At 72.2% G+C, this 24901-nt stretch carries 11 protein-coding genes; all 11 read left to right on the top strand.

Annotated elements, in window-relative coordinates:
• Window positions 1-16: 16 nt before the first annotated feature.
• Window positions 17-850 (top strand): ABC transporter ATP-binding protein, encoded by an 834-nt coding sequence (locus AB0A63_RS02880; protein ID WP_360384608.1) that lies wholly within the window; start codon window positions 17-19, stop codon window positions 848-850.
• A gap of 103 nt (window positions 851-953) precedes the next feature.
• Entirely contained in the window at window positions 954-1976 is a 1023-nt protein-coding gene (locus AB0A63_RS02885) for an iron-siderophore ABC transporter substrate-binding protein (RefSeq protein WP_360384610.1), read from the top strand.
• 34 nt (window positions 1977-2010) lie between these two features.
• Window positions 2011-3804 carry an ABC transporter ATP-binding protein gene (locus AB0A63_RS02890; RefSeq protein WP_360384612.1) on the top strand — a complete coding sequence of 598 codons (1794 nt, stop codon included), beginning with the start codon at window positions 2011-2013 and terminating at the stop codon, window positions 3802-3804.
• A gap of 29 nt (window positions 3805-3833) precedes the next feature.
• Window positions 3834-14756: an amino acid adenylation domain-containing protein gene (locus AB0A63_RS02895; protein WP_360384614.1), complete on the top strand. Its 10923-nt coding sequence runs from the start codon at window positions 3834-3836 to the stop codon at window positions 14754-14756.
• Window positions 14743-16446 carry an ABC transporter ATP-binding protein gene (locus AB0A63_RS02900; RefSeq protein WP_360384616.1) on the top strand — a complete coding sequence of 568 codons (1704 nt, stop codon included), beginning with the start codon at window positions 14743-14745 and terminating at the stop codon, window positions 16444-16446. The genes AB0A63_RS02895 and AB0A63_RS02900 overlap by 14 nt, the downstream gene beginning before the upstream one ends.
• Before the next feature lie 34 nt (window positions 16447-16480).
• Window positions 16481-17557 (top strand): alpha/beta hydrolase-fold protein, encoded by a 1077-nt coding sequence (locus tag AB0A63_RS02905; RefSeq protein WP_360384618.1) that lies wholly within the window; start codon window positions 16481-16483, stop codon window positions 17555-17557.
• 124 nt (window positions 17558-17681) lie between these two features.
• Window positions 17682-18755: a hypothetical protein gene (locus AB0A63_RS02910; RefSeq protein WP_360384621.1), complete on the top strand. Its 1074-nt coding sequence runs from the start codon at window positions 17682-17684 to the stop codon at window positions 18753-18755.
• Window position 18756: 1 nt separating this feature from the next.
• Complete coding sequence (locus AB0A63_RS02915) at window positions 18757-19899, top strand: toxic anion resistance protein (protein WP_360384623.1); 1143 nt, start codon at window positions 18757-18759, stop codon at window positions 19897-19899.
• On the top strand, window positions 19896-21509 hold the full coding sequence (locus AB0A63_RS02920) for a substrate-binding domain-containing protein (protein WP_360384625.1): 1614 nt from the start codon (window positions 19896-19898) through the stop codon (window positions 21507-21509). Before AB0A63_RS02915 ends, AB0A63_RS02920 begins: the two co-directional genes overlap by 4 nt.
• Complete coding sequence (locus tag AB0A63_RS02925) at window positions 21496-22086, top strand: hypothetical protein (protein WP_360384627.1); 591 nt, start codon at window positions 21496-21498, stop codon at window positions 22084-22086. Before AB0A63_RS02920 ends, AB0A63_RS02925 begins: the two co-directional genes overlap by 14 nt.
• A gap of 60 nt (window positions 22087-22146) precedes the next feature.
• The gene (locus tag AB0A63_RS02930; RefSeq protein ID WP_360384629.1) at window positions 22147-24483 is read left to right on the top strand and encodes a glycoside hydrolase family 3 C-terminal domain-containing protein; all 2337 of its coding nucleotides are present in this window, start codon (window positions 22147-22149) and stop codon (window positions 24481-24483) included.
• The last annotated feature ends 418 nt before the right edge of the window (window positions 24484-24901 follow it).

The raw sequence follows: 24901 nt of genomic DNA on the forward strand, positions 1-24901 counted from the left end.
TAAGTAAGGTTGACCTATGACCGCGATGCGCAACGATGTCGCCCGGCTGGGCGCCCAGGGCGTCACGGTCGGGTACGCCGACCGGGTCGTGCTCGACGACCTGGACGTCGCCATCCCGACCGGGGTGATCACCACGGTGATCGGGCCGAACGGCTGCGGCAAGTCGACGCTGCTGCGGACGTTGTCCCGGCTGCTCAAACCGCGCCGGGGCACGGTGCTGCTGGACGGCGACGACATCGCGCGGCTGCGGACGAAGGACGTGGCGAAGCGGATGGGCCTGCTGCCGCAGACCCCGATCGCGCCGGAGGGCCTGACGGTCGCCGACCTGGTCGCGCGGGGCCGGCACCCGCACCAGAGCTGGGTGCGGCAGTGGTCGTCGGACGACGCGGAGATCGTGGCGAGAGCGCTGGCCATGACCGGTGTCTCCGACCTCGCGCACCGGCCGGTCGACTCGCTGTCGGGCGGGCAGCGGCAGCGGGTGTGGATCTCCATGACGCTGGCGCAGGGCACCGACCTGCTGCTGCTCGACGAGCCGACGACCTACCTCGACCTCGCGCACGCCATCGACGTGATCGACCTCGTCGACGACCTGCACGAGAACGGCTGCACGATCGTGATGGTGCTGCACGACCTGAACCTGGCCGTCCGCTACAGCGACAACCTGATCGTCATGAAGCAGGGGTCGATCGTCGCCCAGGGCCACCCGAGCCAGGTGATCACCAGCGAGCTGCTGCTGGACACGTTCGGCCTGCAGGCGAAGGTCATCGACGACCCCGTCTCGGAACGGCCGCTGATCGTGCCGATCGGCCGGACGCACGTGGTATCGAAGAGTGACCAAGGACTAGGTTAGCCTGCCCTAACTGGGTGATAAGGTTCGGCTGTCCTAAATTCCCCCGCCGCGTGGGCAGCGAAGATCGAGGTGCCGAATGGGCTTCAACCGTCCGAGAACAGCCATGACCTGGAAGCGGCTGACCGCTGTGGCCGCCGCCGTGGTCGTCGGCGGCAGCGTGCTCGCCGGGTGCGGCTCTTCCCAGCCGGCGTCCACGCCCGAGGGTGGCAACGCGAGCGGTGGCACGTTCCCGACCAAGGTCGAGCACTTCTTCGGCACGACCGAGATCAAGGAGGCCCCGAAGCGGGTCGTCTCCCTCGGCTACACCGACGAGCAGACGATGCTCGCGCTCGGCACGGTCCCGGTCGGCATGGTCGACCAGTACCCGAACCCCGAGAGCACCAGCCCCGACGTCAACACCCAGTGGCCGTGGGTGAAGGACAAGTGGGGCTCGACCAAGCCCGAGGTCGTCATGAAGAACGGCGACACCGAGCCCAACTACGAGAAGATCGCGCAGCTGCGCCCCGACCTGATCGTCGCGGTCTACTCCGAGGCCGACCAGGCCTGGTACGACAAGCTCAGCAAGATCGCCCCGACGGTCGGCCGCCCCAAGGGCGAGGCCGAGGCGTTCAGCGGCAAGTGGCAGGACACCACCCTGCAGATCGCCAAGGCGCTGGGCAAGCAGGCCGAGGGCGAGAAGATCATCAAGTCGGTCGACGACAAGTTCGCCGAGATCAAGAAGGCCAACCCGGACTGGGCGAACCAGACCGCGGTCGTCACCTCCTGGTACAAGGACGCCATTGCGCCGTTCGCCACGACCGACGTGCGCAGCCAGCTCGTGACCGGCATGGGCTTCAAGGGCAACACGAAGGTCGACGAGGTCGCGGGCGGCAAGTTCTTCACCACGCTGTCCCCCGAGCGCATCGACGTGATGAACGTCGACCGCATCTTCGTGATCGCCGACAAGGCCGACGCGGACAAGCTGAAGTCGTTCGAGCTCTTCGCGAACCTGCCCGCCGTCAAGGCGGGCAAGGTGTCGTGGCTGCTCGACAGCGAGGGCCCCGCGATCGGTGCCGCGATGTCGCAGGCCACGCTGGCCTCGCTGCCGTACGCGATCGACGAGATCGCCAAGTCCGCGAAGTCGTAGTACCCGCTCAACCCCTGCGAAAGGCCTCCGAACAGTGAGCACCACCGCGTCCGCGCCCGTGACCATCCTGCGCACGGCGACCGGACGGGAGGCCCTCCGCTGGGTGTACGACCACTGCCGCACCACCCCGCTGCTGCCGATCGCCACCGTGCTGGCGACGGTGGCCGGGGCGGTGCTGCAGGTGGTCCCGGTGTTCCTGCTGGGCACCGTCGTGGACGGCGTGCAGCAGGGCCGTGACCCGGCGGTGCTGTGGTCCATCGGCACCACCACGGTCCTGGCCGCGCTGGGCGGGGCCGTCATGACCTCCGTGTCGACCTACCTGGTCGGCCGGGTGGGCGCAGATTTGCTGGCACGCCTGCGGGAAGGCGCTGTCCGCGCGGTGCTGGGGATGCCGAGCGCGCGGATCGAACAGGTCGGCCGCGGTGACGTGCTGTCCCGCGTGGGCGACGACGTCGCCGTGATCTCCAAGGGTTTCCGCACCGCGATCCCGACGATCTTCTCCGCGACCGTGCTGGTCGTGATCGCCACGGCCGGCATGTTCGGCCTGGACTGGCGGCTGGGGCTCGCCGGTGCGATGGCACTGCCCGCCTACTGGTGGGCGTTGCGCTGGTACCTGCCGCGCTCGCAGCCGCTCTACCGCGCCCGGTCCGAGGCGCAGGCCGACCGCGCGCAGGCGTTGATCAGCGGCCTCGACGGCATCGACACCGTGCGGGCCTACCGGCTGGAGAGCGCGTTCCGGGACAAGGTGACCGCCGAGTCGTGGCGGGTGCGCAACATCGGCATCGACGTCTTCCGGTTCTTCGGCCGGTTCATCGGCCGCGAGAACCGCGCCGAGTTCATCGGCCTCGGCCTGATCATCGTGGTCGGCTACCTGCTGGTGGCGAACGGGCAGTCGACGCTGGGCCAGGTGTCGGTGGCCGCGCTGCTGTTCCACCGGTTGTTCAACCCGCTCGGGCTGATCATGGCGTTCTTCGACGAGGCGCAGAAGTCCGGCGCGGGGCTGACCCGGCTGGTCGGCGTGCTGTCGGAGTCCGACGGCGACCAGCTCGTGCGCAGCGCGGTGGCCGTGGACGCGAACGCGCGGCCGCTGCCCGTGTCGGTGCGCGGGCTTTCCTTCCGCTACCCCGAGTCCGACCACGTGGTGCTGCGGGACGTGGACCTGGAGATCCCCGCGGGCACGTCGCTGGCGCTCGTCGGCGCGACGGGTGCGGGCAAGACGACCCTGGCGGCCCTGGTCGCGGGCACCGGTACCCCGCTGACCGGGTCGGTGCACATCGGCGGGACCGACCTCGCGGACGTGGACGAGGCGGGCGCGCGGGCGCTGGTGAGCATCCTGACCCAGGAGGCGCACGTCTTCGCCGGCCCGCTCGCGGAGGACCTGCGGCTGGCCGCCCCCGACGCGACCGACGACGAGCTGATGGCCGCCCTGCGCACCGTCGGCGCCGCCGGGTGGGTGCAGGCGCTGCCCGACGGCCTGCGGACCGACGTCGGCGAGGGCGGCGAACGCCTCGACGTGACCAAGATCGCCCAGATCGCGCTGGCCCGCCTCGTGCTGGGCCGCTCCCCCGTCGTCGTGCTGGACGAGTCGACAGCGGAGGCGGGCAGCCAGGGCGCCGCACAGCTGGAGAAGGCGGCGCTGGCGGCCTGCCGGGGCCGGACGACGTTGCTCGTGGCGCACCGGCTCACCCAGGCCGTCGCCGCGGACCGGATCGCGGTGCTCGACGCGGGCCGCGTGGTGGAGCTGGGCACCCACGACGAGCTGGTCGCGCGTGACGGGCGTTACGCCCGGCTTTGGGCCGCTTGGCGACTCGGCTCCGCGACCACTTAGGTTAGGCTCACCTTCACCGAGATGAGGGGATGGCTGAGTCGTCGATGGAACTGGTGGCCGACCGTGACGTGCTTCTTCCGACCGCCCGGATCGACTCCGTCCGGCGCCGCGCCGGCGAGTACCCGCAGCGGACCGTCGCCGTCGCCGCAGCCGTCGCGCTGAACCACTGGGCGGACCCCGGTCTGCGGGTCGACGGCCTGGACCTCTCCCCCGCCACGCTCTTCGGCGACCTGCTCGTCTGGGCGGACAAGGGCGAGGATGCCGCGCGGTGGAACGTCACCGAGCGCCAGGAGGGCTGGACGATCGGCCTTCCCGCGGGCGTCGCGCTCGACGAGGCGCAACGGGCGCTGGACGACCTGGCCGAGTTCCCGAACAGGGCGATCGGCACGATGACCGCCCAGACCCCCGGCGACCGGCTCGCGGAGCTGGCCAGGTGGAACGACAACGACCTCCCGCGCGACCGGCCGAGCATCGTCGAGCTGTTCCGCGCCCAGGCAGCCGAACGCCCCGGCGCCGTCGCGGTCAACGACGGCGACCGCGCGTTCACCTACGGCCAGGTGCTCGCGCTGTCCAACCAGCTGGCCCGCCACCTCCTCGACCGCGACCTGCGGCCGGAGCAGGTCGTCGGCATCTCGCTCGACCGGTCGGCGGAGATGGTCGTGGGCCTGCTCGCCGTGCTCCAGGCCGGTGGCGCGTTCGTGCCGCTGGACCCGCAGTGGCCGGCCTCCCGCCGCGAGTCGGTGATCACCGACGCCGGGGTCGTCCTGCTGCTCGGCAGCGGTCAGGACGGTGAACCCGAGGCGGTGCGGGTCTCGTTGGAGGACTGGGACTTCGGCGCGTACCCCGCTGACCCGACCGACGTCGAGGTCGGTGGCGCGCAGCTCGCGTACGTGATGTTCACGTCCGGTTCGACCGGCCGTCCCAAGGGCGCGATGATCCGGCACGAGGCGATCAGCGAGCGGCTGCTGTGGCAGGTGCACCAGATCCTCCACTTCGGACACTCCGACGCGTCGCTGTTCAAGGCGCCGCTGTCGTTCGACATCTCGATCAACGAGATCTTCCTGCCGCTGGTGTGCGGCGGGCGGACCGTCGTCGTGCGCTCCGGCGGGGAACGCGACCCGCACCACCTGCTGCGCACGATCGACCGGCACCGCGTGACGTTCGTGTACCTGGTGTCGTCGATGCTGGACGTGCTGCTGAACATCGCCTCGGACGGCGAGCTGGCCAGCCTGCGGCACGTGTGGTGCGGCGGCGAGGTGCTCACCCCCGAGCTGTACGAGCGGTTCCGCACGCAGCTCGACATCCCGATGTACCACGGCTACGGGCCCGCCGAGGCCACGATCGGCGTCTCGCACGTGATCTACCGCGGCGAGGCGGAGCGGCTGTCGACGTCGATCGGCAAGGCCAACCCGAACACCGACCTGTACGTGCTCGACGACGAGCTGCGGCCGTGCCCGGTCGGCGTCGGCGGCGAGCTGTACATCGGCGGGTTCCTGCTGGGCCGCGGGTACGTGAACGCGCCGGGTCTCACGGCTTCCCGGTTCGTCGCGAACCCGTTCGCCACCGACGGTTCCCGGCTCTACCGGACCGGTGACCTGGCGCGGTTCGCCGCCGACGGGTCGCTCGACTTCCTCGGCCGGGTCGACAACCAGGTCAAGATCCGCGGCATGCGGCTGGAGCTGGAGGACGTCGAGGTCGCCCTCGCCGAGCACCCCGGGGTCCGGCACACCTGTGTCGTGGTGAGGAAGAACTCCGCGGGCGGCAACTACCTCGTCGGGTACGTGATCCCGGTGACCGAGGGCCTGACCGCCGACGAGGTCAAGCGCTGGGCGGCCGAGCACCTCGTCGAGTACATGGTGCCCGCCCACGTCGTCGTGATGAGCGAGTTCCCGTTGACCCCCAACGGGAAGCTCGACCGGCGCGCACTGCCGGAGCCGGTGGTGGACACCGGCCCGGTGACGGCCGCCGTCACCGACGACGAGGCCGTCATCTGCGCCGCCGTCGCGTCGGTGCTGCGGGTCGAGGCGGTCGGTGCCGACCAGGACTTCTTCGAGCTGGGCGGCGACAGCATCCTCGCGATCTCGCTGCTGAGCGCGCTGCGGGCCGAGGGCGTCTTCGTCACGGCCACGCAGATCTTCGTGAACCGCACGCCGCGCGCGCTCGCCGCCGTCGCCACCCGTGACGGTGGTGCGGTGGCCGACCACGACGACGTGCCGACCGGTCCGGTGGCCGGGCTGCCGATCGTGCAGTGGCTGGGCGAGACCACCGACGCGATCGACGGGTTCGTGCAGTCGGTCGTGCTGAACACCCCCGCCGATCTGACCGCCGAGGCTTTGACGCGGATTCTCGACGCCCTGGTGGCACGCCACGACATGCTGCGCGCCAAGCTCGTGCGCGGCACGCGGTGGTCGTTCGACGTCCTGGAGACCGGTGCGGCGCTGTGGGAGGAGAGCACCGCCTCGCTGGAGGACTGCGTCACGGCGGCGACCGAGGGCCTGAACCCGGACGCCGGGATCATGCTGCGCGCGGTGTGGCGGTCCGGTGCGCGGCAGCTCGTGCTCGTCGTCCACCACGTGGTGGTCGACGGCGTGTCGTGGCGAATCCTGTTCGACGACCTGGCGCTGGCGTGGCAGCAGGTGTCCTCGGGTGCGCCGGTGGAGCTGCGGCCGGTGGGGACGTCGTTCCGGCGGTGGACGCAACTGCTGGAGCAGGCCGACTTCTCGGCGGACCTGGAGCACTACCGGCGGCCGTTGCCGGGTGCCGACGCGCTGCTCGGCCGTCGTGAGCTGAACGACGACGACGTCGTCGCGCGCGAACGGGTCCGGACGGTCACCGTCGGTGCCGCGGCGACCGCGGCGCTGCTGGGCGACGTGCCGGCGTTGTTCCACGCGAAGGTCAACGACGTGCTGCTGACCGGTCTCGCGGTCGCGCTCGCGAAGTGGCGGCGGGACAACGGCCAGGACCAGACGTTCGCGCACGTCGAGCTGGAGGGCCACGGCCGCGAGGGCCGGTTCGTGCCGCTCGACCCCGACCTGTCCCGCACGGTCGGCTGGTTCACCACGCTGTTCCCGGTGGTCGTCGACCCCGGCACGGTCGACGACCTGCCCGCCGCGCTGAAGAACGTCAAGGAGGACCTCGCCGGGGTGCCGAGCAACGGCGTCTCCTACGGTGCGCTGAAGTACCTGGGGCACAACGAGTTCGGCGGCACGCGGCCGCAGGTGCTGTTCAACTACCTGGGCCGGTTCGACGGCGGCGCCACCGGTGACTGGCAGCTCGCGGAGAACGCGGGCCAGCTCGGTGAGAAGCGCGACCCGCGGATGCGGCTGCCGCGGGCGCTGGAGCTCAACGCGAGCGCCGAACCCGGTGACAGCGGTGAGCTGGAGCTCGTCACGGTCCTCTCGTGGCCGGAGGGCGTGTTCACCGACGCCGACGTGGAGCGGATCGGCGGCTACTTCACCGAGGCGCTCCGCGCGCTGGCGGCGTTGACGGAGGGCGGCCACTCCCCGAGCGACTTCGACCTGCTGCCGCTCACCCAGGCCGACGTCGACCTGCTCGACGGCCCGGCGTTGCGCGACGTCCTGCCGCTGACGCCGTTGCAGGAGGGCCTGTACTTCCACTCGATCTTCGACGACGAGTCGTCGCACCGGTACGTCGAGCAGCAGCTGCTGACGTTGACCGGCGCGGTGGACGCCACCCGGCTGGAGGCCGCGGCGGCACGGGTGCTGGAGCTGTTCCCGAACCTGGCCGCCCGGTTCACCGGCCTGCCCGACGGCCGGGTCGTGTCGGTGCTGGAGTCCGGTGTGCGCCCGGAGTTCGCCACGGTGGACGGCCAGGGCATGACCGGCGAGGAGATCGCGGCCTTCGCCGAACGGGACCGGCTGGCCGGGTTCGACCTCGCGCGCGGGCCGTTGATGCGCTTCACGCTGATCCGCACCGCACCCGGCCGGTACGTGCTCGTGCAGACCGTGCACCACATCATCGCCGACGGCTGGTCGGTGCCGCCGATGCTGCGCGCACTGCTCGCCGAGTACGAGGAGCCGGGGTCGGTGCACGTGCGCGGCAGCTACGCCGACTACGTGCGCTGGCTGGTCACGAGCGACGCGGCCGAGAGCGACCGGGTGTGGGCCGCCGAGCTCGCCGGGCTGCCGGGGCCGTCGTTCGTGGCGGAGGGGCACACGCCGTCCGAGCGGTTCGCGGACTCGGTGCTCGACGCCCCCGCGGGCCTCGACGAGTCGGTGCGCGCGGCCGGGGTGCCGCTGAGCGCCGCCGTGCACAGCGCGTGGGGCGTGACGCTGGGTGCGTTGCTGGGCAAGCGGGACGTCGTGTTCGGGTCCACCGTGTCCGGCCGGGACGCCGACGTCCCGGGCATCGCGGACATGGCCGGGTTGTTCATCAACACGATCCCCGTGCGGACGCGGTGGAGCGCTGACACCTCCGCGGCCGAGCTGCTGGCGTCGGTGCGCGACCACCAGACGGCCGTGCTGCCGCACCAGCACGTCTCGCTGACCCGGATCGGGCGGCAGGCCGAGCACGGGTCGGCGTTCGACACGCTCGTGGTGTTCGACGTGGCGACCGACGTGACGGCGTTGAGCGGCCCGTTCACGATCGCCGAGGTCGTCAACGAGGGCGCGCCGCACTACCCGCTGACACTGGTGGTCGAACGCGGCAACGACGGTGCGCTGCGGTTCAACCTCGTCCACGACACGACCGTGGTCCGGTCCGCCGGTGCCGAGGTGCTCCTGCGGGCGTTCACCGGCACGCTGACCGCGCTGCTGTCCGGTTCGCTGGTCACGCCGGTGCTGGAGCAGGCGCGCCCGGCGGTCGCGGTGGAGCCGGCCACGCTGGTGGAGCTGTTCGACGCTGCGGCACAACGTGACCCGTCCGCGCGGGCCGTGACGATGTGCCACCTCGACGGCAGCTCGGAGGGCCTGTCGTACGGGGTGCTGGCCGACACCAAGAACCGGTTGGCGCGCTCGCTCGTCAACGCGGGCGTCGGGCCGCACGAGCGGGTGGCCGTGGCGATGCCGCGGTCGTTGCAGCAGGTCGTCTCGCTGCTGGGCATCGTGTCGGCCGGTGGCGCGTACGTGCCGCTGGACCTCGCCTACCCGGACGAGCGGCTGGAGTACGTGCTCGCCGACTCGGCGCCGCAGGTCGTGCTGGTCGAGCGGGAGCACCGGGAGCGGTTCGAACGGCTGCTCGCGCGTGCGGGCGTCACCGCGCGGGTTCTCGTGTACGGCGAGGAGGTGCCGGGTGACGGCGTGCTGCCGTCGTTCGACTGGCGCGCCCCGGCCTACGTGATCTACACGTCCGGGTCGACCGGCAAGCCCAAGGGCGTCGTCGTTTCGCACGCGAACGTGGTGGCGCTGCTCGCGAACACCCAGCCGGACATGGACTTCGGCCCCTCCGACGTGTGGACCCAGTTCCACTCGTACTCGTTCGACTTCGCGGTGTGGGAGCTGTGGGGCGCCCTGGTCCACGGCGGCGAGCTTCTCGTCCCCGACCACGGCCTGACCCGGTCGCCGGTCGACTTCCACCGGCTCGTGCGGGCGCGCGGTGTCACCGTGCTCAACCAGACGCCGTCGGCGTTCTACCAGTTCATCGAGGCCGATCGGCTCTCCGACCCGCTGCCCGCGTTGCGGCGTGTGATCTTCGGTGGCGAGGCGCTGGACCTGTCCCGGCTGCGCGGCTGGGTCGAGCGCTACGGCACCGACCGGCCGGAGCTGGTCAACATGTACGGCATCACCGAGACCACCGTGCACGTCACGCACCGGGTGCTGGACTCCGCGGACTTCGAGTCCGGTGCGGTGAGCCCGATCGGCGGCCCGATCCCCGGGCTGCGCACCTACCTGCTGGACTCCTCCCTGCGTCCCGTTCCGCCCGGCCGGGTGGGCGCGATCTACGTGGCCGGCGACCAGCTGTCGCTCGGCTACCACGACCGCCCCGGCCTGACCTCGACCCGGTTCGTCGCGGACCCGTTCGGCGGCGGCCGGATGTACAACACCGGCGACCTCGCGCGCCGCACCCTCGACGGCGAGCTGGAGTTCGTCGGCCGCGCCGACGACCAGGTGCAGCTCAAGGGCTTCCGCATCGAGCTCGGCGAGGTCGAGGCGGCCGTCCGTTCCGTTCCCGGCGTCGTGGACGCCGCGGTGACGGTGGCCTCCTCCGCCGACCACCTGGTCGCACACGTGGTCGGCACGCCTTCCGCTGACGTGGCCGGGTTCCTGGGCGCGAAGCTGCCGGTGCACATGGTGCCGCAGCGGGTGCTGTTCCTGGACGCCCTGCCGCTGACGGTCAACGGCAAGCTGGACCGCAAGGCGCTGGAGGAACGCGCTGCCGGCGAGGTCGAGGCGGTCGCGTCCGCGGACGCTCCGGCGCTGTCCGCTCTCGTCGCGATCTTCGCCGACGTGCTGCCGGGCTCTTCGGTGGACGCCGACACCGACTTCTTCGTCGCGGGCGGCGACAGCATCATCGCGATCGGCGTGGTCAACCGCGCCCGCGCCGCCGGCTTCTCCCTGACCCCCCGCGACCTCTTCCTCCACAAAACCCCCCGCCTCCTCGCTTCGCACGCGGGGCCCTCCCGTGCGCTCCTGGTGAACGAAAGCTCCCCGCGTGCACTCGAAACGGCGGTGGACGGGCCGGTCGTGCCGACGCCGATCGTGCTGCGGCAGCGGGAGCTCGGTGGGGAGCTTCGGCGGTTCGCGCAGGCCAGGCAGGTGGAGTGCGCGTCGCTGGCGGATGCGCAGCGTGCCGCGGAAGCCGTCGTGCGGGCGCATCCGGTGCTGCGGATGCGGCTGACGGTCGCGCACGGGGTGTGGTCGCTCGGAATCGATTCCGACTCGCAGGCCCCCAGGGGGGATCGGGTCCCCACTCCAATCGTCTCAGGCTGGTCTGACAGTTCCGGCGATTCGCAGGTCGGGGGGCTCGCCGCCACGGACAGGCCGCAGGTCGAGGTGGTCGCCGCCGTCACCGACGACCCGCAGGTCGCCGCCGACGAGGCCGCCGACCGGCTCGACCCCGAAGCCGGTGTCCTGACCGCATTCACCTGGCTGGAGGCCACCGGCACCCTCGTCGTCGTCATCCACCACCTGGCCGTGGACGCGGTCTCCTGGATGATCCTGCTCGACGACATCACCGCGGCCCTCCGCGGCGAGGACCTGGCGCCGGCCACCACGCCGTTCACCGCCTACGCCGCAGCACTCGCCCTGAGCGCCCACCACACCGCCGACCTGCCCCGCTGGGTCGACGCGCTCGACGCGCCGCCGCTCACCCCGCAGGTCGGCCAGGTCCGCGAGGTGACCGTCAACCTCGCGGCCGACATCACCGACCGCGTCGTCCACACCGCCCCGACCGCGCTCGGGCTCGCCCTGACCGAGCTGCTGGCCGGTGCCCTGCGCACCGCCCTCACCGAGATCCAGGGCACCCCCACGGACCTCACGGTCGAGCTGGAACGCCACGGCCGCGTCCCGGTCGAGGAGCACCACGACTACACGCGCACGGTCGGCTGGTTCACCTCCATCGCGCCCGTGAAGCTGAGCGCGCACACCGACCCGGTCGAGGCGGCACGTGAACTGACCGCCAGGCAGCCCGACGAGCAGCAGCACGTGCGGTACGGGCAGTTGCGCTACCTCAACCCGCAGACCGCTCCGGTCCTCGCCGCGCTGCCCCGCCCGCAGGTGCTGTTCAACTACCTCGGGCGTGGGAGCGAGGCGCAGGCGCTGCACGTCGACGCCGGTCCGCGGCCGGGTCCGTACGCGGTCGAGGTCAACACCTGGGTCGACACCACCACGGGCAGTCTGCGGGCCACGTTCGGGCTCTCCGAGGACGTGTCGGACGAGATCGCGGCACGGTGGCTGCTGGCGCTGGAGCGGATCGCGGACGCCTCGACGACCGCGCGCCGGACCGCGCCGGTGTCGCCGTTGCAGCGCGGGCTGTACTTCCAGGCCGAGCTGGCGCGCAGCGGCGGGCAGTACGTCGCGCAGAGCTGCTTCACGTTCCAGAACCGCCTTGACGCCGATGCGCTCCAGAAGGCCATGGCGCACGTCATCGCCCGGCACCCGGTGGTGGGCGCGGGGTTCGCGGACGAGGACGGTGAACCCGTCCAGGTCCTCGCACCGGGCCGCCAGGTCGCGGTCCGCACGGTCGACGTGCTCAACCAGGACGCCGTGGAGGCGTTGCGGACGGAGGACCGCGGCACGGCCTTCGACCTGGAGAACCCGCCGCTCGTGCGGCTGACCGTGCTGCGGCTGCCGGACGGCCGGGACGCGTTGCTGTTCAGCTACCACCTGCTGCTGTGGGACGGCTGGTCGCGCGAGATCGTGCTGCGCGAGCTGTTCGACGCCTACCGCGCGATCCGGAACGGCGAACCGGTCGACTCCTCCCCCGCCACGCCGAGCTTCGAGAGCTACACCCGCGCGCTGAAGGAAAAAGACGCGCAAGCCGCGGAACGGTTCTGGGCCGGCTACCTCGCCGACCTGCCCGGCCCGACGCTGCTCGGTGACGGGTCCACTTCGGACAGCCTGCCCACGAAGATCGTGCGGACGCTGGACGTCGAGACCTCCGAACGCGTCCGGGACGCCGCGCGCCGGCACGGTGTGACGCTCAACAGCGTCGTCACCGGCGCGCTCGGCCTCCTGCTCGGCAGCGAGACCGGCCGCGGTGACGCGGTGTTCGGCGTGACCGTGTCCGGCCGCGAAGAAGAAGGCACCGACGGGATCGTCGGCGTGCTGCTCAACACCGTGCCGATGCGGGTCACGGCCCGGCCGCACGACACGGCAGCCGCGTTCCTGCGGGGCGTGCAGGCCGGCCGGGTCGACGCGATGGACCACGAGCACGTCGGGCTGGGCGAGATCCAGCGCGCGAGCGGGCAGGACCAGCTCTTCGACACCCTGTTCGTGCTGCAGAACTTCCTGGACGACAGCACGTTCGAGGAGTTCAACACCGTCAACGGCATCGTGGGGCACGAGTCGGAGGACTCGACGCACTACCCGTTCACCTGGGTCGTGACGCCGGGCCGGCAGCTCACCGTCAAGCTGGAGTACCGGCCGGAGGTCACCGATCCCGCGCTGGCGCACCGGTTGTTCGACGAGTACCTGCGGATCGTCGACGACCTCGCCACCGCCGACGGCCCGGTCGGCGCGGTCCGCGGCACCGGCCCGCAGCCGGAGCTCCAGCCCTCCAACGACTTCGGCGACCGGACCGTCGTGGACCTGTTCGACGTCGCGGCCGACCGCACCCCGGACCGGATCGCGCTGGTCTCGCACGGCACCACGATGACGTTCGCCGAGCTGCGGGACCGCAGCCGCCACCTCGCTGGCGTGCTGAAGGACCGCGGCATCGGTGTCGAGACGTCGGTCGCCATCGCGGTGCCGCGCTCGCTGGACTGGGTCGTGGCGCTGTTCGGCGTCCTGCGCTGCGGCGCGGCGTACGTTCCGCTGGAGCTGGACCACCCGGACGAGCGGATCGCCGCGATCGTCGAGGACGCGCGGCCCGCGCTGATCATCACGACGCGAGCGGTCGCACCGCGCATCAACGGCACCCTGTTCGAGCTGGACGGACCGTGGCCCGCCGCCGAACCGGTGACCACGTTCGCACCGGACGACCCGAACCGGCTCAGGCACGCGGCCTACACGATCTACACCTCCGGCTCGACCGGCAGGCCCAAGGGCGTGGTGACCGAGTACGCGGGCCTGACCAACATGCTCGTCAACCACCAGCGGCGGATCTTCGAGCCGGTGCTGGCCGAGCACGGGCACCGGACGTTCCGGATCGCGCACACCGTGTCGTTCGCGTTCGACATGTCGTGGGAAGAGCTGCTGTGGCTGGCCGACGGCCACGAGGTGCACATCTGCGACGAGGAGCTGCGCCGCGACGCCACCGGGCTCGTGGAGTACTGCCTGCGGCACGAGGTCGACGTCATCAACGTGACGCCGACCTACGCGCAGCAACTGGTCGCCGAAGGGCTCCTGGCCGGTGAGCACCACCGGCCGGCGCTGGTGCTGCTGGGCGGTGAGGCGGTCACGCCGGCGCTGTGGCAGCTGCTCGCCGACACCCCCGGCACGGTCGGCTACAACCTCTACGGGCCGACCGAGTACACGATCAACACCCTCGGTGTCGGCACGTTCGACTGCGTGGACCCGGTGGTCGGCGTGGCGATCGACAACACCGACGTCTACGTGCTCGACCCGTGGCTGCGGCACGTCCCGGACGGGGTCGCGGGCGAGCTGTACGTCTCCGGCGTCGGCATCGCGCGCGGCTACCTCGGCCAGCCCGGCCAGTCGGCGGAGCGGTTCGTGGCCTGCCCGTGGGTGCCCGGCGAGCGGATGTACCGCACCGGCGACCTGGTGATCCGGCGCCCCGACGGCAACCTGCTGTACCTGGGCCGCACCGACAAGCAGGTCAAGATCCGCGGTCACCGCGTCGAGCTCGGCGAGGTGGAGGCCCGGTTCGCCGCGCACCCGGACGTCCGGTTCGTGGCGGCCGTCGCGCAGTCCGACCCGCAGGTCGACGGCGCGCACCGGCTCGCCGCCTACCTGGTGCTCGCCGACGGCGCGGACATCCCGTCGATCGCCGCCGAGGTCGGGGCGGGGCTGCCGGACTACCTGCGGCCCTCGCACTACGCGCAGGTGGACGCGATCCCGTTGACGGTCAACGGCAAGGCCGACACCTCGGCCTTGCCCGAAGCGCGGCCGCTCGGCACGCTGATGACCAAGGTCGAGGAACGCGAGCTCACCGAGACCGAGACGGTGGTGCGCGAGCTGTTCGCCGAGGCGCTCGACCTCGACGAGGACGAGGTGGGCGTGGCGAGCGGTTTCACCGACCTGGGCGGGCACTCGATGCTCGCGGTGCGGCTGGTCGGTTTGCTCCGCCGCGAGTTCGGCCCGATCATCACCATCCGCGACCTGCTGGCCCTCTCCACCCCCGAAGCGATTGCGCAGCACCTTGACGAACACTGACACCACCCCCGACGTCCGCACCGGCAGGGAGATCCTGCGGATCGCGGTGCGCCGCAACCGAGGCGCGATGACGAGCGGGACCCTGCTGATGGGGTCCTACCAGGCAGCCGAGACCGCGGTGCCGGTCCTGCTCGGCGCGATCGTCGAGTTCGCGTTGCGCGGCGGGCAGCTCAGCTCGCTGGGCCTCGCGCTGCTGGGGCTCGGGCTCGTGATGGCGACGGTGTCGTACTCGTGGCGCTTCGGCATGCGAATCCTGCAGAAGGCGAACACGACCGAGGCGCACCGGTGGCGGGTCGCGGTGGCCGACCGCGGCCTGCAACCTGTGGCGCGCGACGTCGAGCTGAAGTCCGGTGAGGTGCTGACCGTCGCCACCGAGGACGCCGACCAGACCGCGGACATCATCGAGGTGGTGCCGCTGCTGATCGCCTCGCTGGTGTCGATCACGATCGCGGGCGCCGTGCTCGCGGTGATCAGCGTGCCGCTGGGCATCACGGTGTTCGCGGGCACGGCGGCGATCCTGACCGTGCTGAGCATGATGTCACGGCGGATCGGCACGAGCACGCAGGTGCAGCAGGCGAAGGTGGCGCGGGCCGGCGCGAAGGTGTCGGACCTGATCGCCGGGCTGCGGCCGCTGCACGGTTTCGGCGGCTCGTTCCAGGCGTTCCAGGCGTACCGGCGGGTGTCGGACGAGGCCAGGAAGCAGTCGGTCGTGGTCGCGCGGGTCAACGGCGTGTACGCGGGCACGGCGCTGGCGCTGAACTCGTTGCTGGCGGCCGCGGTCACGCTGTGGGCTGGCTGGCTGACGTTCGACGGGCAGATCTCCGTCGGGCAGCTGGTGACGGCGGTCGGCCTGGCGCAGTTCCTGATCGAGCCGCTGAAGCTGTTCTCCGAGATGCCGAAGTACGTGATGATCGCGCGTGCCTCGGCCGACCGGATGGCGCTGGTGCTGGCCGCGCCACCGCGGATGACGCCCGGCGTGGAGGAACCCGGCCCTGACGGCGGGCTCGAAGTCGAGGACGTGCACCACGGGGCGCTGCAAGGGGTTTCGTTCAGCGTGCGGCCCGGTGAGCTCGTCGCGGTGGCGGCCTACCAGCCGCAGGCGGCGGAGGAGCTGGCCGCAGTGCTGTCGGTCGCCGTGCCGCCCGCGGCGTACTCGGGCGTGGTGCGGATCGGCGGGCGCGAGCTGGCGCGGCTGTCGATCGAGGGCATCCGCGGGCACCTGCTGGTGAACCCGGCGCACCACGAGGTGTTCGCGGGAACGTTGCGGGACAACGTGGACCCGTCCGGCACCGCGAAGCTGGTCGACGAGGCCGTGGCGGCGGCGATGCTGACCGACGTCGTGGCGCTGCACGCCGAAGGCCTCGACTACGCCGTGCGCGACCGGGGAGCGAACCTCTCCGGCGGCCAGCGGCAGCGGTTGTCCCTGGCCCGCGCACTGGCCGCGGACCCGGAGGTCCTGGTGCTGCACGACCCGACGACCGCGGTCGACGCGGTGACGGAGCTGCTGATCGCCCGCAACGTCGCCGAGCTGCGCCGCGGCCGGACCACCGTCGTGATCACCAGCAGCCCGGCGCTGCTGGACGCGGCGGACCGCGTGGTGGTGCTCGACAACGGCGTGGTCACCGGTGAGGGCACCCACCGCGAGCTGCTCGGCCGGGACGCCGAGTACCAGCTCGCGGTGGCGCGCTGACCACGCCTCCCCCAGGAAAGGATTCCCACCTCCCATGCAGGCACGTTTCGCCGAGTACGGCCTCACCGCGGTCCCCGGCACCGCCGAGTTCTGGGACGCGGTGCGCGGGCCGGTCCCGGTCCCCGCTGACGGCGGCCACCGGACGTTGTTCCTCTGGCGCGGTTCCGCCGCGGTGCTGCGCTTCGAGTCGTGGTCGGGCCCGGTGCCGTTGCAGCGGTTCGAGGACAGCGACTGCTGGTACGCCGAGGTCGTCCTGCCGCCGCGGCTGCGCGTGACCTACCACTTCTTCGACGGCGACGACTACGACGGCGAGCACGCCGACCCGTTCAACCCGGTCGGCGCCGGTCCGAACCGCTCGATCGCCGCCACCCCGGACCTGGACCCGCAGCCGCACTGGCCCGCCGTGGGCCCGGACGAGGTGCTGGACGTGCCTTCCACTCGAATCCGGTGGAACGGCTCGCTGGGACGCAAGACCGTGCGTGTGCACAAGGGCGGTGAACCGGTCGTGCTGCTGCTGGACGGCGACGACTGGATGTACGTGCACCCGGCGGTGGCCGCGTTCGAGTCGGCGGTGCGTGCGGGCGAGATGCCGTCGGCCACGCTGGTCTTCCTCCCCACGCCCCGTGATCGCGACGCCGAGTACACGGGTGCGGCGCTGTGGCCGGCGGTGCGGGACGAGCTGCTGCCGTTGCTCGCCGAGAACGGCGTGACCGTCGACCCGCGGCGGTTCGTGGTCGCCGGGCAGAGCCTGGCCGGGTTGAGCGCCTTCCGCGCGGCACTGGACTTCCCGGAGCTGGTGACGCGGGTGGCCTGCCAGTCGGGGTCGTTCTGGTGGACGCCCGGCCTGCCCGACCAGGGCCTGTCGCTGGACGGCCCGGCGGGTGGCGACACCGCGGAACGGGTGCGCGGCGCGGACCTGTCCCACCTGCGGGTCGCGTTCGACGTCGGCGAGCATGAGCCGCGGATGCACCGCCACTGCGAGGCGGTCGAGGGCCTCGCGGAGAAGGCGGGGGCGTCCGTGCGTGCCACCCGCTCCCCCTCCGGGCACGACCGCGCGGGCTGGCGGCACGCGCTGGTCCGCGACGTCGCCTGGTTGCTGACCGAACGGTGACAGGCGCGCACTAGCAGGACACGTTCATCGACTGTTCACCTCCTGCTTGCGACCACCCCCAGCGCCACGGCGTCGGAGTGACGAAGGATCTGTTCTCCGGCAGATGGTTCGCAAAGGGTGGGCAGTGAAGAGAACGCTCGGCATCGGTTTGGCGGTCGTGCTCCTGGTGGGCGTGGTGGCCTCGGTCTACTTCGGCCAGGGCGACGGCGGGACCGCGCGGCTGCAGACCGTGCGCGGGGTGATCGGTTCGGAGAAGCTCGCCTTCTTCGCCGACCAGCGCGTCAGGGACGTGTTCGCGAAGCACGGCCTGGAGGTCGAGGTGGACCCCGCCGGGTCGCGGCAGATCGCCACCGCCACGGACCTGGCGCCGTACGACTTCGCGTTCCCGTCGAGCGCCCCGGCGGCCGAGAAGATCCAGCGCGACCGCAAGGCCGCCCGCACCTACGCGCCGTTCTCGTCACCGATGGTGGTGGCGACGTTCGACCCGGTCGTCGAGCTGCTGACCAGGGCGGGGGTCGTCCAGGACGGCCCCGGCTACCGGACGTTCGACGTGCGGGCCTACCTGGACCTCGCCGCCAGGGGCACGCGGTGGGACCAGCTGCCCGGCAACACCGCCTACCCGGCGCGCAAGAACCTGCTCGTCACCACGACGGACCCGCGTGACTCGAACTCCGCGGCGATGTACCTGGCGATCACGTCGTTCGTGGCCAACGGCGGTGTGGTCAGCACGCCGGAGGCCGAGGCGAAGGTGCTGCCGGCGGTGTCGAAGCTGTTCCTGGACCAGGGGTACACGCAGAGCAGCACCGAGGGGCCGTTCGAGGACTACCTGTCGGCGGGCATGGGCAAGACGCCGCTGGTGCTGGCCTACGAGGCGCAGTTCGTGGACCGGGTGGTGCGCGGCGACTCGACGGTCCGGCCGGACATGAAGCTGCTCTACCCGGCGCCCACGGTGCTCTCGAAGCACACGCTGGTGCCGTTGAAGGACAACGGCGACCGGGTGGGACAGCTGCTGCAGACCGACGCCGAGCTGGGGCGGCTCGCGGCCACGTTCGGGTTCCGCACCGCCGACCCGCGGCACTTCACCGAGGTGGTCAAGGAGAAGAACCTCCCGGTGCCGCAGGACGTCGTGGACGTCGTCGAGCCGCCGGCGCACGAGACGCTGGAGCGGATGCTCGAAGCGATCGCGAAGCAGTACTGACATGTCCGACTTCGTGCTCACTCCCCCGGACCCCGTCGAGCCGGTGCCGGTCGAGCGGGCGGCGGGTCTCATCCCGGTGCCCGACGACGCCAGGACCGAGCTTTCCACCAGGGCGCAGGCGTTCGTCGACGCGCTGGGTGCCGTTGACCCGCGGTCGCCGGACTTCGGCCGGATCGTGGACGAGGCGCTGGTGCTCGGCGAGGCGGAGATGCGGGTCGCCGCGCAGATCGCGGGCCGGCTGCTGGACCGCACGCTCGCGTCGGTGTCGTCGCCGAACACCACGCAGGTGACGGCGAGTCTGACCGAGCTGCGCCGGTCGGTGCGCGAGCTCGACCCGCAGGACCTGTCGAAGCTGACCGGCCGCAAGGTCCTCGGGTTCCTCCCCGGTGGCAACGCCGCCAAGGGCCTGCTGGCCCGGCTGCGGGCGGCCGACGAGCCGGTCAACCGGATCGTGCTGCGGCTGCGGTCCGGGCAGGACGCGCTGAAACGGGACAACGCGGCCATCAAGGGCGAACGGCAGCGGCTGTGGGACCTGATGACCAGACTGTCGCAGGACGCCGCTTTGGCCGGTGAGATGGACGCGGCCGTCGACCGGCAGGTGCAGATCTTCGACCTGTCCGATCCCGGCCGCGCCACCGCGTTGCGCGCCGACGTGCTGTTCGGGCTGCGGCAACGGCACCAGGACCTGCTGACCCAGCTCGCGGTCTGCGCGCAGGGGTACCTGGCGCTCGACGTCGTGCGCCGCAACAACGACGAGCTGATCAAGGGCGTCGAACGAGCCGTCACGACCACGGTCACAGCGCTGCGGATCGGGGTCGCGGTCGCCGCCGCACTGGCCGGGCAGCGCGAGGTGATCGACCAGGTCGACGCCGTGCGCGGACTGACCGACGAGATCCTGAGGTCGAACGCGACGCTGATGTCCGTGCAGGCCCAGGACGTCCAGCGCATCACGGCGACGCCGGCGGTCGGCATCGACGCGGTGCGGACCTCGTTCGACCAGATCTACGCGGCGATCGACGCGATCGACACGTTCAAGGCCCGCGCGGCCGACTCGATGTCCAGCACGGTGCACGCGCTGGACGCCGAGATCCGGCGCGCCCACGACCACCTGAGCCGCGTGCGCGGCACCGAGGAGCCAGCATGATCCGCCGCCTCATCCCGGCAGTCGCCGTCGTGGCGCTGCTCGCGGGGTGCTCCGACGACCCCGACCCGGCCAGACCGGTCGGCGACGCGGAGCCGGGGGTGCTGCGCGTGCTCGCCGGCAGCGAGCTCGCCGACCTGCAACCCGTTCTCGACGAGGCCGCCCGCGCCACCGGTGTCACCGTCAAGTTCGACTTCACCGGCACGATCGAGGGCGCGGAGAAGGTCGCGTCCGGCGCCGCCGAGCAGGGTTTCGACGCGGTGTGGTTCTCCTCCAACCGCTACCTGGAACTCGTTCTGGAGGCGCAGAAGCGGCTCGGCACCGCCACGAAGGTGATGGGGTCGCCGGTCGTGCTCGGGCTGCCCGCAGCGAAGGTGCGGGAGCTCGGCTGGGAGGGCAGGCCGGTCGGCTGGGCGGAGATCGCCGCGGCCGCCGGGCAGAAGAGGTTCACCTACGGCATGACCGACCCGTCGGCGTCGAACTCCGGTTTCTCCGCGCTGGTGGGTGTCGCGGCGGCGTTGTCCGGCTCGGGTTCGGCGCTCGACGCGGCCCAGGTCTCGGCGGTGTCGCCGCAGCTCAAGGAGTTCTTCTCGGCGCAGACGCTGTCGGCGGGCTCGTCCGGCTGGCTCTCGGAGGCCTACGCACGGCGGGCCAAGGGCGAGGACCCCGGTGCCAAGGTGGACGGCCTGATCAACTACGAGTCGGTGCTGTTGTCGCTTAACGCCTCCACGCCGGAGCCGTTGACGTTGATCTACCCGAACGATGGCGTGGTCACCGCCGACTACCCGCTCACGCTGCTCACGTCGTCCTCCTCGGACGCGCGTGAGGCGCACCGGAAGCTCACCGAGCACCTGCGCGGGGCCGACGTCCAGCGCAAGATCGTGGAGTCCACGCACCGGCGCCCGGTCGTGCCGCAGGTGCCGCTGGACGGGAAGTTCGCGGTGCGCGACCTGGTGGAGCTGCCGTTCCCCGGCAGTCAGTCCGCTGTGGACGGTCTGATCACCACCTACTTCGACCAGCTGCGCCGCCCGTCCCGCACGCTGTACGTGCTCGACACGTCCGGCTCGATGGAGGGTGACCGCATCGAGGGCCTGCGCGCCGCACTGGTCGGCCTGACCGGCGCGGACTCCTCGCTGGCCGGCCGGTTCAACCGGTTCCACGGCCGCGAGCAGGTCACGCTGGTGCCGTTCAACAGCAGCGTCCGCTCCGCGCTGAGGTACGAGGTGCCGCAGACCGACCCGCGCCCGGTCCTCGACCAGATCCGCGGCAGCGCGCAGTCGCTCGACGCCGGTGGTGGCACCGCGATCTACAGCAGCCTGCGCGAAGGTTATGACGTGCTGCGCCAGCAGATCACCGCCGACCCGGACCGCTTCACCTCGATCGTGCTGATGACCGACGGCGAGAACACCGGCTCCGAGGACATCGAGGACTTCACGGTGTTCCACGCGACGCTGCCGAGCGAGCTCCGGGGCATCCCCCTCTTCCCGGTGCTGTTCGGCGAGAGCGCGACCGAGGAGATGGAGCGGGTCGCGAAGATGAGCGGCGGCAAGGTGTTCGACGCCCGCAGCCGTTCGCTCTCGGCCGCGTTCAGGGAGATCCGTGGCTATCAGTGACGCGGTGCTGCGCTACCTGGCGTCGTGGAAGAACCTCGCGGGCTGCGCCGGCGGCCTGCTCGGGCTGGCGCTGCACTTCGCCGGGCTGGCCGGGTCCTACTGGGTGCTCGTGGTCGCCGGCCTGTACGGGGTGGGCGCGCTGGCCGCGCCGCCGGAGGAGGTCGTGCTGGTGACCGCCCCCGAGGAGGAGGCGGGGCAGCTGCGTTCCGAGCTCGACGCACTGGTGGCGCGCGTGCACGGGTTCGGCGGCCGGGTGCCCGCCGAGGTGGCGCCGAAGCTCGCCGAGGTCGCCGACGTGCTGCGCGGCATGCTCGACCGGCCGCGCGAGCTGCGCGGCGACCCGGACGCGCTGCACTCGGTGACCCGGTTGATCGGCACGGACCTGCCGCTGTCGGTGCAGACGTACCTGAACCTGCCGTGGTGGTACGCCGCCGCGCGCGGGTCGGGTGCGGAGCTGCTGCGGCAGCTGGACCTGCTCAGAGCGGACGCCGTCCGGGTGGCCGAACGGTTCCACGCGGCGGACGAGCAACGACAAGCCGACCACGGCAGGTACCTGGAGGACCGCGACCGGCTCTGAGGCGGCTCAGGCCCGGCTGTCGCGACCGCGGACCTCGACACGGGCCCTACTGTCGTCGGGGTGACGGACATCGAGGAAGCGCTCACCGGACTCGACCTGGAGCGGAAGGTCCGGCTGCTGACCGGCGCCGCGCTGTTCGCGCTCCACCCGGAGCCCGCGATCGGGCTGGCGGCGCTGAAGGTGTCCGACGGGCCGACCGGCGTGCGCGGTGCCGAGTTGCGCGGCGGCACGATCGCCGCCCTGCTGCCCAACGCCACGCTGCTGGCCCAGCACTGGGACCCGGAGCTGGCGCGCGAGGTCGGCGCGCTGCTCGCCGACGAGGCCGCCGCCCAGCAGGTGCACGTCGTGCTCGGTCCGACGATCAACCTGCACCGCACGCCGCTGGGCGGGCGGCTGTTCGAGGCCTACAGCGAGGACCCGCTGCTCACCGGTGTGCTCGCGGCCGCGTACGTGCGGGGCTTGCAGGACAAGGGCATCGCCGCGACGCCGAAGCACTTCGTGGCCAACGAGTCCGAGACCGAACGGCGCACGGCCAGCTCGGTGGTGGACGAGAAGGCGTTGCGCGAGGTGTACCTGCTGCCGTTCGAGGTCGTGGTCGAAGACGCCCGGCCGTGGGCGGTGATGGCCGCGTACAACCGGGTCAACGGCATCGCCGCCACCGACCACGCCGAGCTGGTCGAGGGCGTGCTCAAGGGCGAGTGGGGGTTCGACGGCCTGCTGATGTCCGACTGGTTCGCCACGAAGTCCACGGCGGAGAGCGCGAACGGCGGGCTCGACCTCGTCATGCCGGGGCCGGGTGGCCCGTGGGAGGAGCGGCTGGTCGAGGCGGTGCGGGCGGGCGAGGTCGCCGAGTCGACCGTCGACGAGCACGTGCGCCGGTTGCTGCGGCTGGCCGACCGGGTCGGCGCGTTCGGGGAGCGGTCCTGGCCGACCGGCCTGCCGGCGCCGGACAGCCCGCGGCGCCGCGAGCAGCTGCGCCGGTTCGCCGCCGGCGGCATGACCGTGCTGACCAACTCCGGGGTGCTGCCCCTGGACGCGCAGGAGGTCGCGCTCATCGGCCGGCCCGCCCTCGACACCGTGGCGCAGGGCGGCGGTTCGGCCGGGGTGCGGCCACCGCACGTCGTGAGCATCGCGGACGGCCTGGCCGCGGAGCTGGGCGACCGGCTGTCCGTTGTGGACGGTGTGGAGGTGCGCACCCGCCACGCCGCACCGGCACCCGGCGTGCTGCGGAACATCCGTGCCACGACGTTCGACGCCGACGGAGAAGTGCTCGCCGTGCGGGACGTGGAGATCGCCGAGCTCGCCGCGTACGGCGGGTGGGCGCAGGGTGCCGCCGCGATCGAGCTCTCCGGTGAGGTCGTGCTGCCGGGTCCGGCACGGCTGCTGGTGGGCGTGCGCGGCTTCGGCGCCTGGACCGTCGAGGTCGCGGGCGAGCGGTACGAGGAGCGACTGGCCTGGGCGGACGGCGTCGTGGAGGAGGCGCTGCTGAAGCCGCCGGCGTGGACCACCGAGGTCGAGCTCTCCCCCGGTGACCGGATCACGGCGACCGTGCGCGAGGCCGCCGCGCTCGTCGGCTTGATCACCCAGCCGGTGCCCCGCCCGGCCGCCGCCGCGATCGACGCCGCCGTGCGGGCCGCGCGGGAGGCCGACGTGGCGGTGGTGGTCGTGGGTCTCACCGAGGAGCAGGAGACCGAGGGCTTCGACAAGACCACGCTGGCGTTGCCGGGTGAGCAGGACGCGCTGGTCGCGGCCGTGGCCGCCGCCGCTGCACGGACCGTGGTCGTCGTGAACGCCGCCACGCCGGTGCTGATGCCGTGGCTGGAGCAGGTCGACGCCGTGTTGTGGGCGGGACTGCCCGGTCAGGAGGCCGGTGCCGCGGTGGCGGCGGCGTTGCTCGGCCACGTCGAACCGGCCGGGCGCCTGGTGACGACGTTCCCGCGCTCCGACGCCGACGCGCTGACGCCGGTGCCCGTGGGCGGCGAGCTGGTCTACGGCGAGGGAACCGCGATCGGGTACCGCGGCGCCACCGACCCGCTGTTCTGGTTCGGCCACGGCCTCGGTTACACCGAATGGCGCTACGGCGACCTCTCGGTGTCCACTCGGGACGATGCGGTCGACGTCGTGTCGGTGCGGCTGGACAACGCCGGCAACCGGGACGGGCGCGAGGTCGTGCAGGTGTACCTGCGACCGGAGCTCGAACCGGTCCGGCTCATCGGCTGGGCGGTCGCGGACGTCGCGGCCGGCTCGTCGGCGCTGGTCGAGGTGCGGTGCTCGCCGCGCGTGCAGCGGACCTGGTCGGACGGCTGGCAGCCGTTGACCGGCGACGTGCTCGTGGCGCGCGGGCTCGGTGACGTGCGGGCCGTGCACGTGCGGGTGCCTCGGGACGGACAGGACTGAGCCGCCCGGACGGTCATCCCTGCTCAACGGTGTCGTTGTGGCGCAACGACACCGTTGAGCGAGGAAGTGGCGCGCACTGGGAGACCGTGGCGGTGTGGGTGGACGGTGCCGGTGTGCGCGAGCCGCGCCATCCGCCACCGCGCCACCGCGAAGCGGGCGGTGAGGAGCCGGTCCGTTGATCTTCCTCGTCCACGCCGCGCGCTCATCGCAGCGGCGGTACGTTTGGCTCCGGGGGGAGGAATCATGGTCGAGCCGATCACTCCACCGGCGCCTGGGCCCGTGCGGTCCGCGCCGGTCCGCCGGCGGGAGGTCGCACCCGCTCGCGCGCTGCCGGCCCGTGGTGCGGTCGCGGCACCTCCCGGGTGAGGCCGGACCGGTCGAGGCGCACGCCGGGGGTGGTGGCCGCGGCCGGGCTGGG

It is taken from the genome of Lentzea sp. NPDC042327, assembly GCF_040647275.1.
In the GTDB taxonomy this organism is placed as follows: Bacteria; Actinomycetota; Actinomycetes; order Mycobacteriales; family Pseudonocardiaceae; genus Lentzea.

Coding starts and splice junctions, on each gene's coding strand:
- AB0A63_RS02880 (WP_360384608.1), top strand. CDS start 17: ATGACCGCGATGCGCAACGATGTCGCCCGGCTGGGCGCCCAGGGCGTC.
- AB0A63_RS02915 (WP_360384623.1), top strand. CDS start 18,757: ATGTCCGACTTCGTGCTCACTCCCCCGGACCCCGTCGAGCCGGTGCCG.
- AB0A63_RS02885 (WP_360384610.1), top strand. CDS start 954: ATGACCTGGAAGCGGCTGACCGCTGTGGCCGCCGCCGTGGTCGTCGGC.
- AB0A63_RS02920 (WP_360384625.1), top strand. CDS start 19,896: ATGATCCGCCGCCTCATCCCGGCAGTCGCCGTCGTGGCGCTGCTCGCG.
- AB0A63_RS02895 (WP_360384614.1), top strand. CDS start 3,834: ATGGCTGAGTCGTCGATGGAACTGGTGGCCGACCGTGACGTGCTTCTT.
- AB0A63_RS02905 (WP_360384618.1), top strand. CDS start 16,481: ATGCAGGCACGTTTCGCCGAGTACGGCCTCACCGCGGTCCCCGGCACC.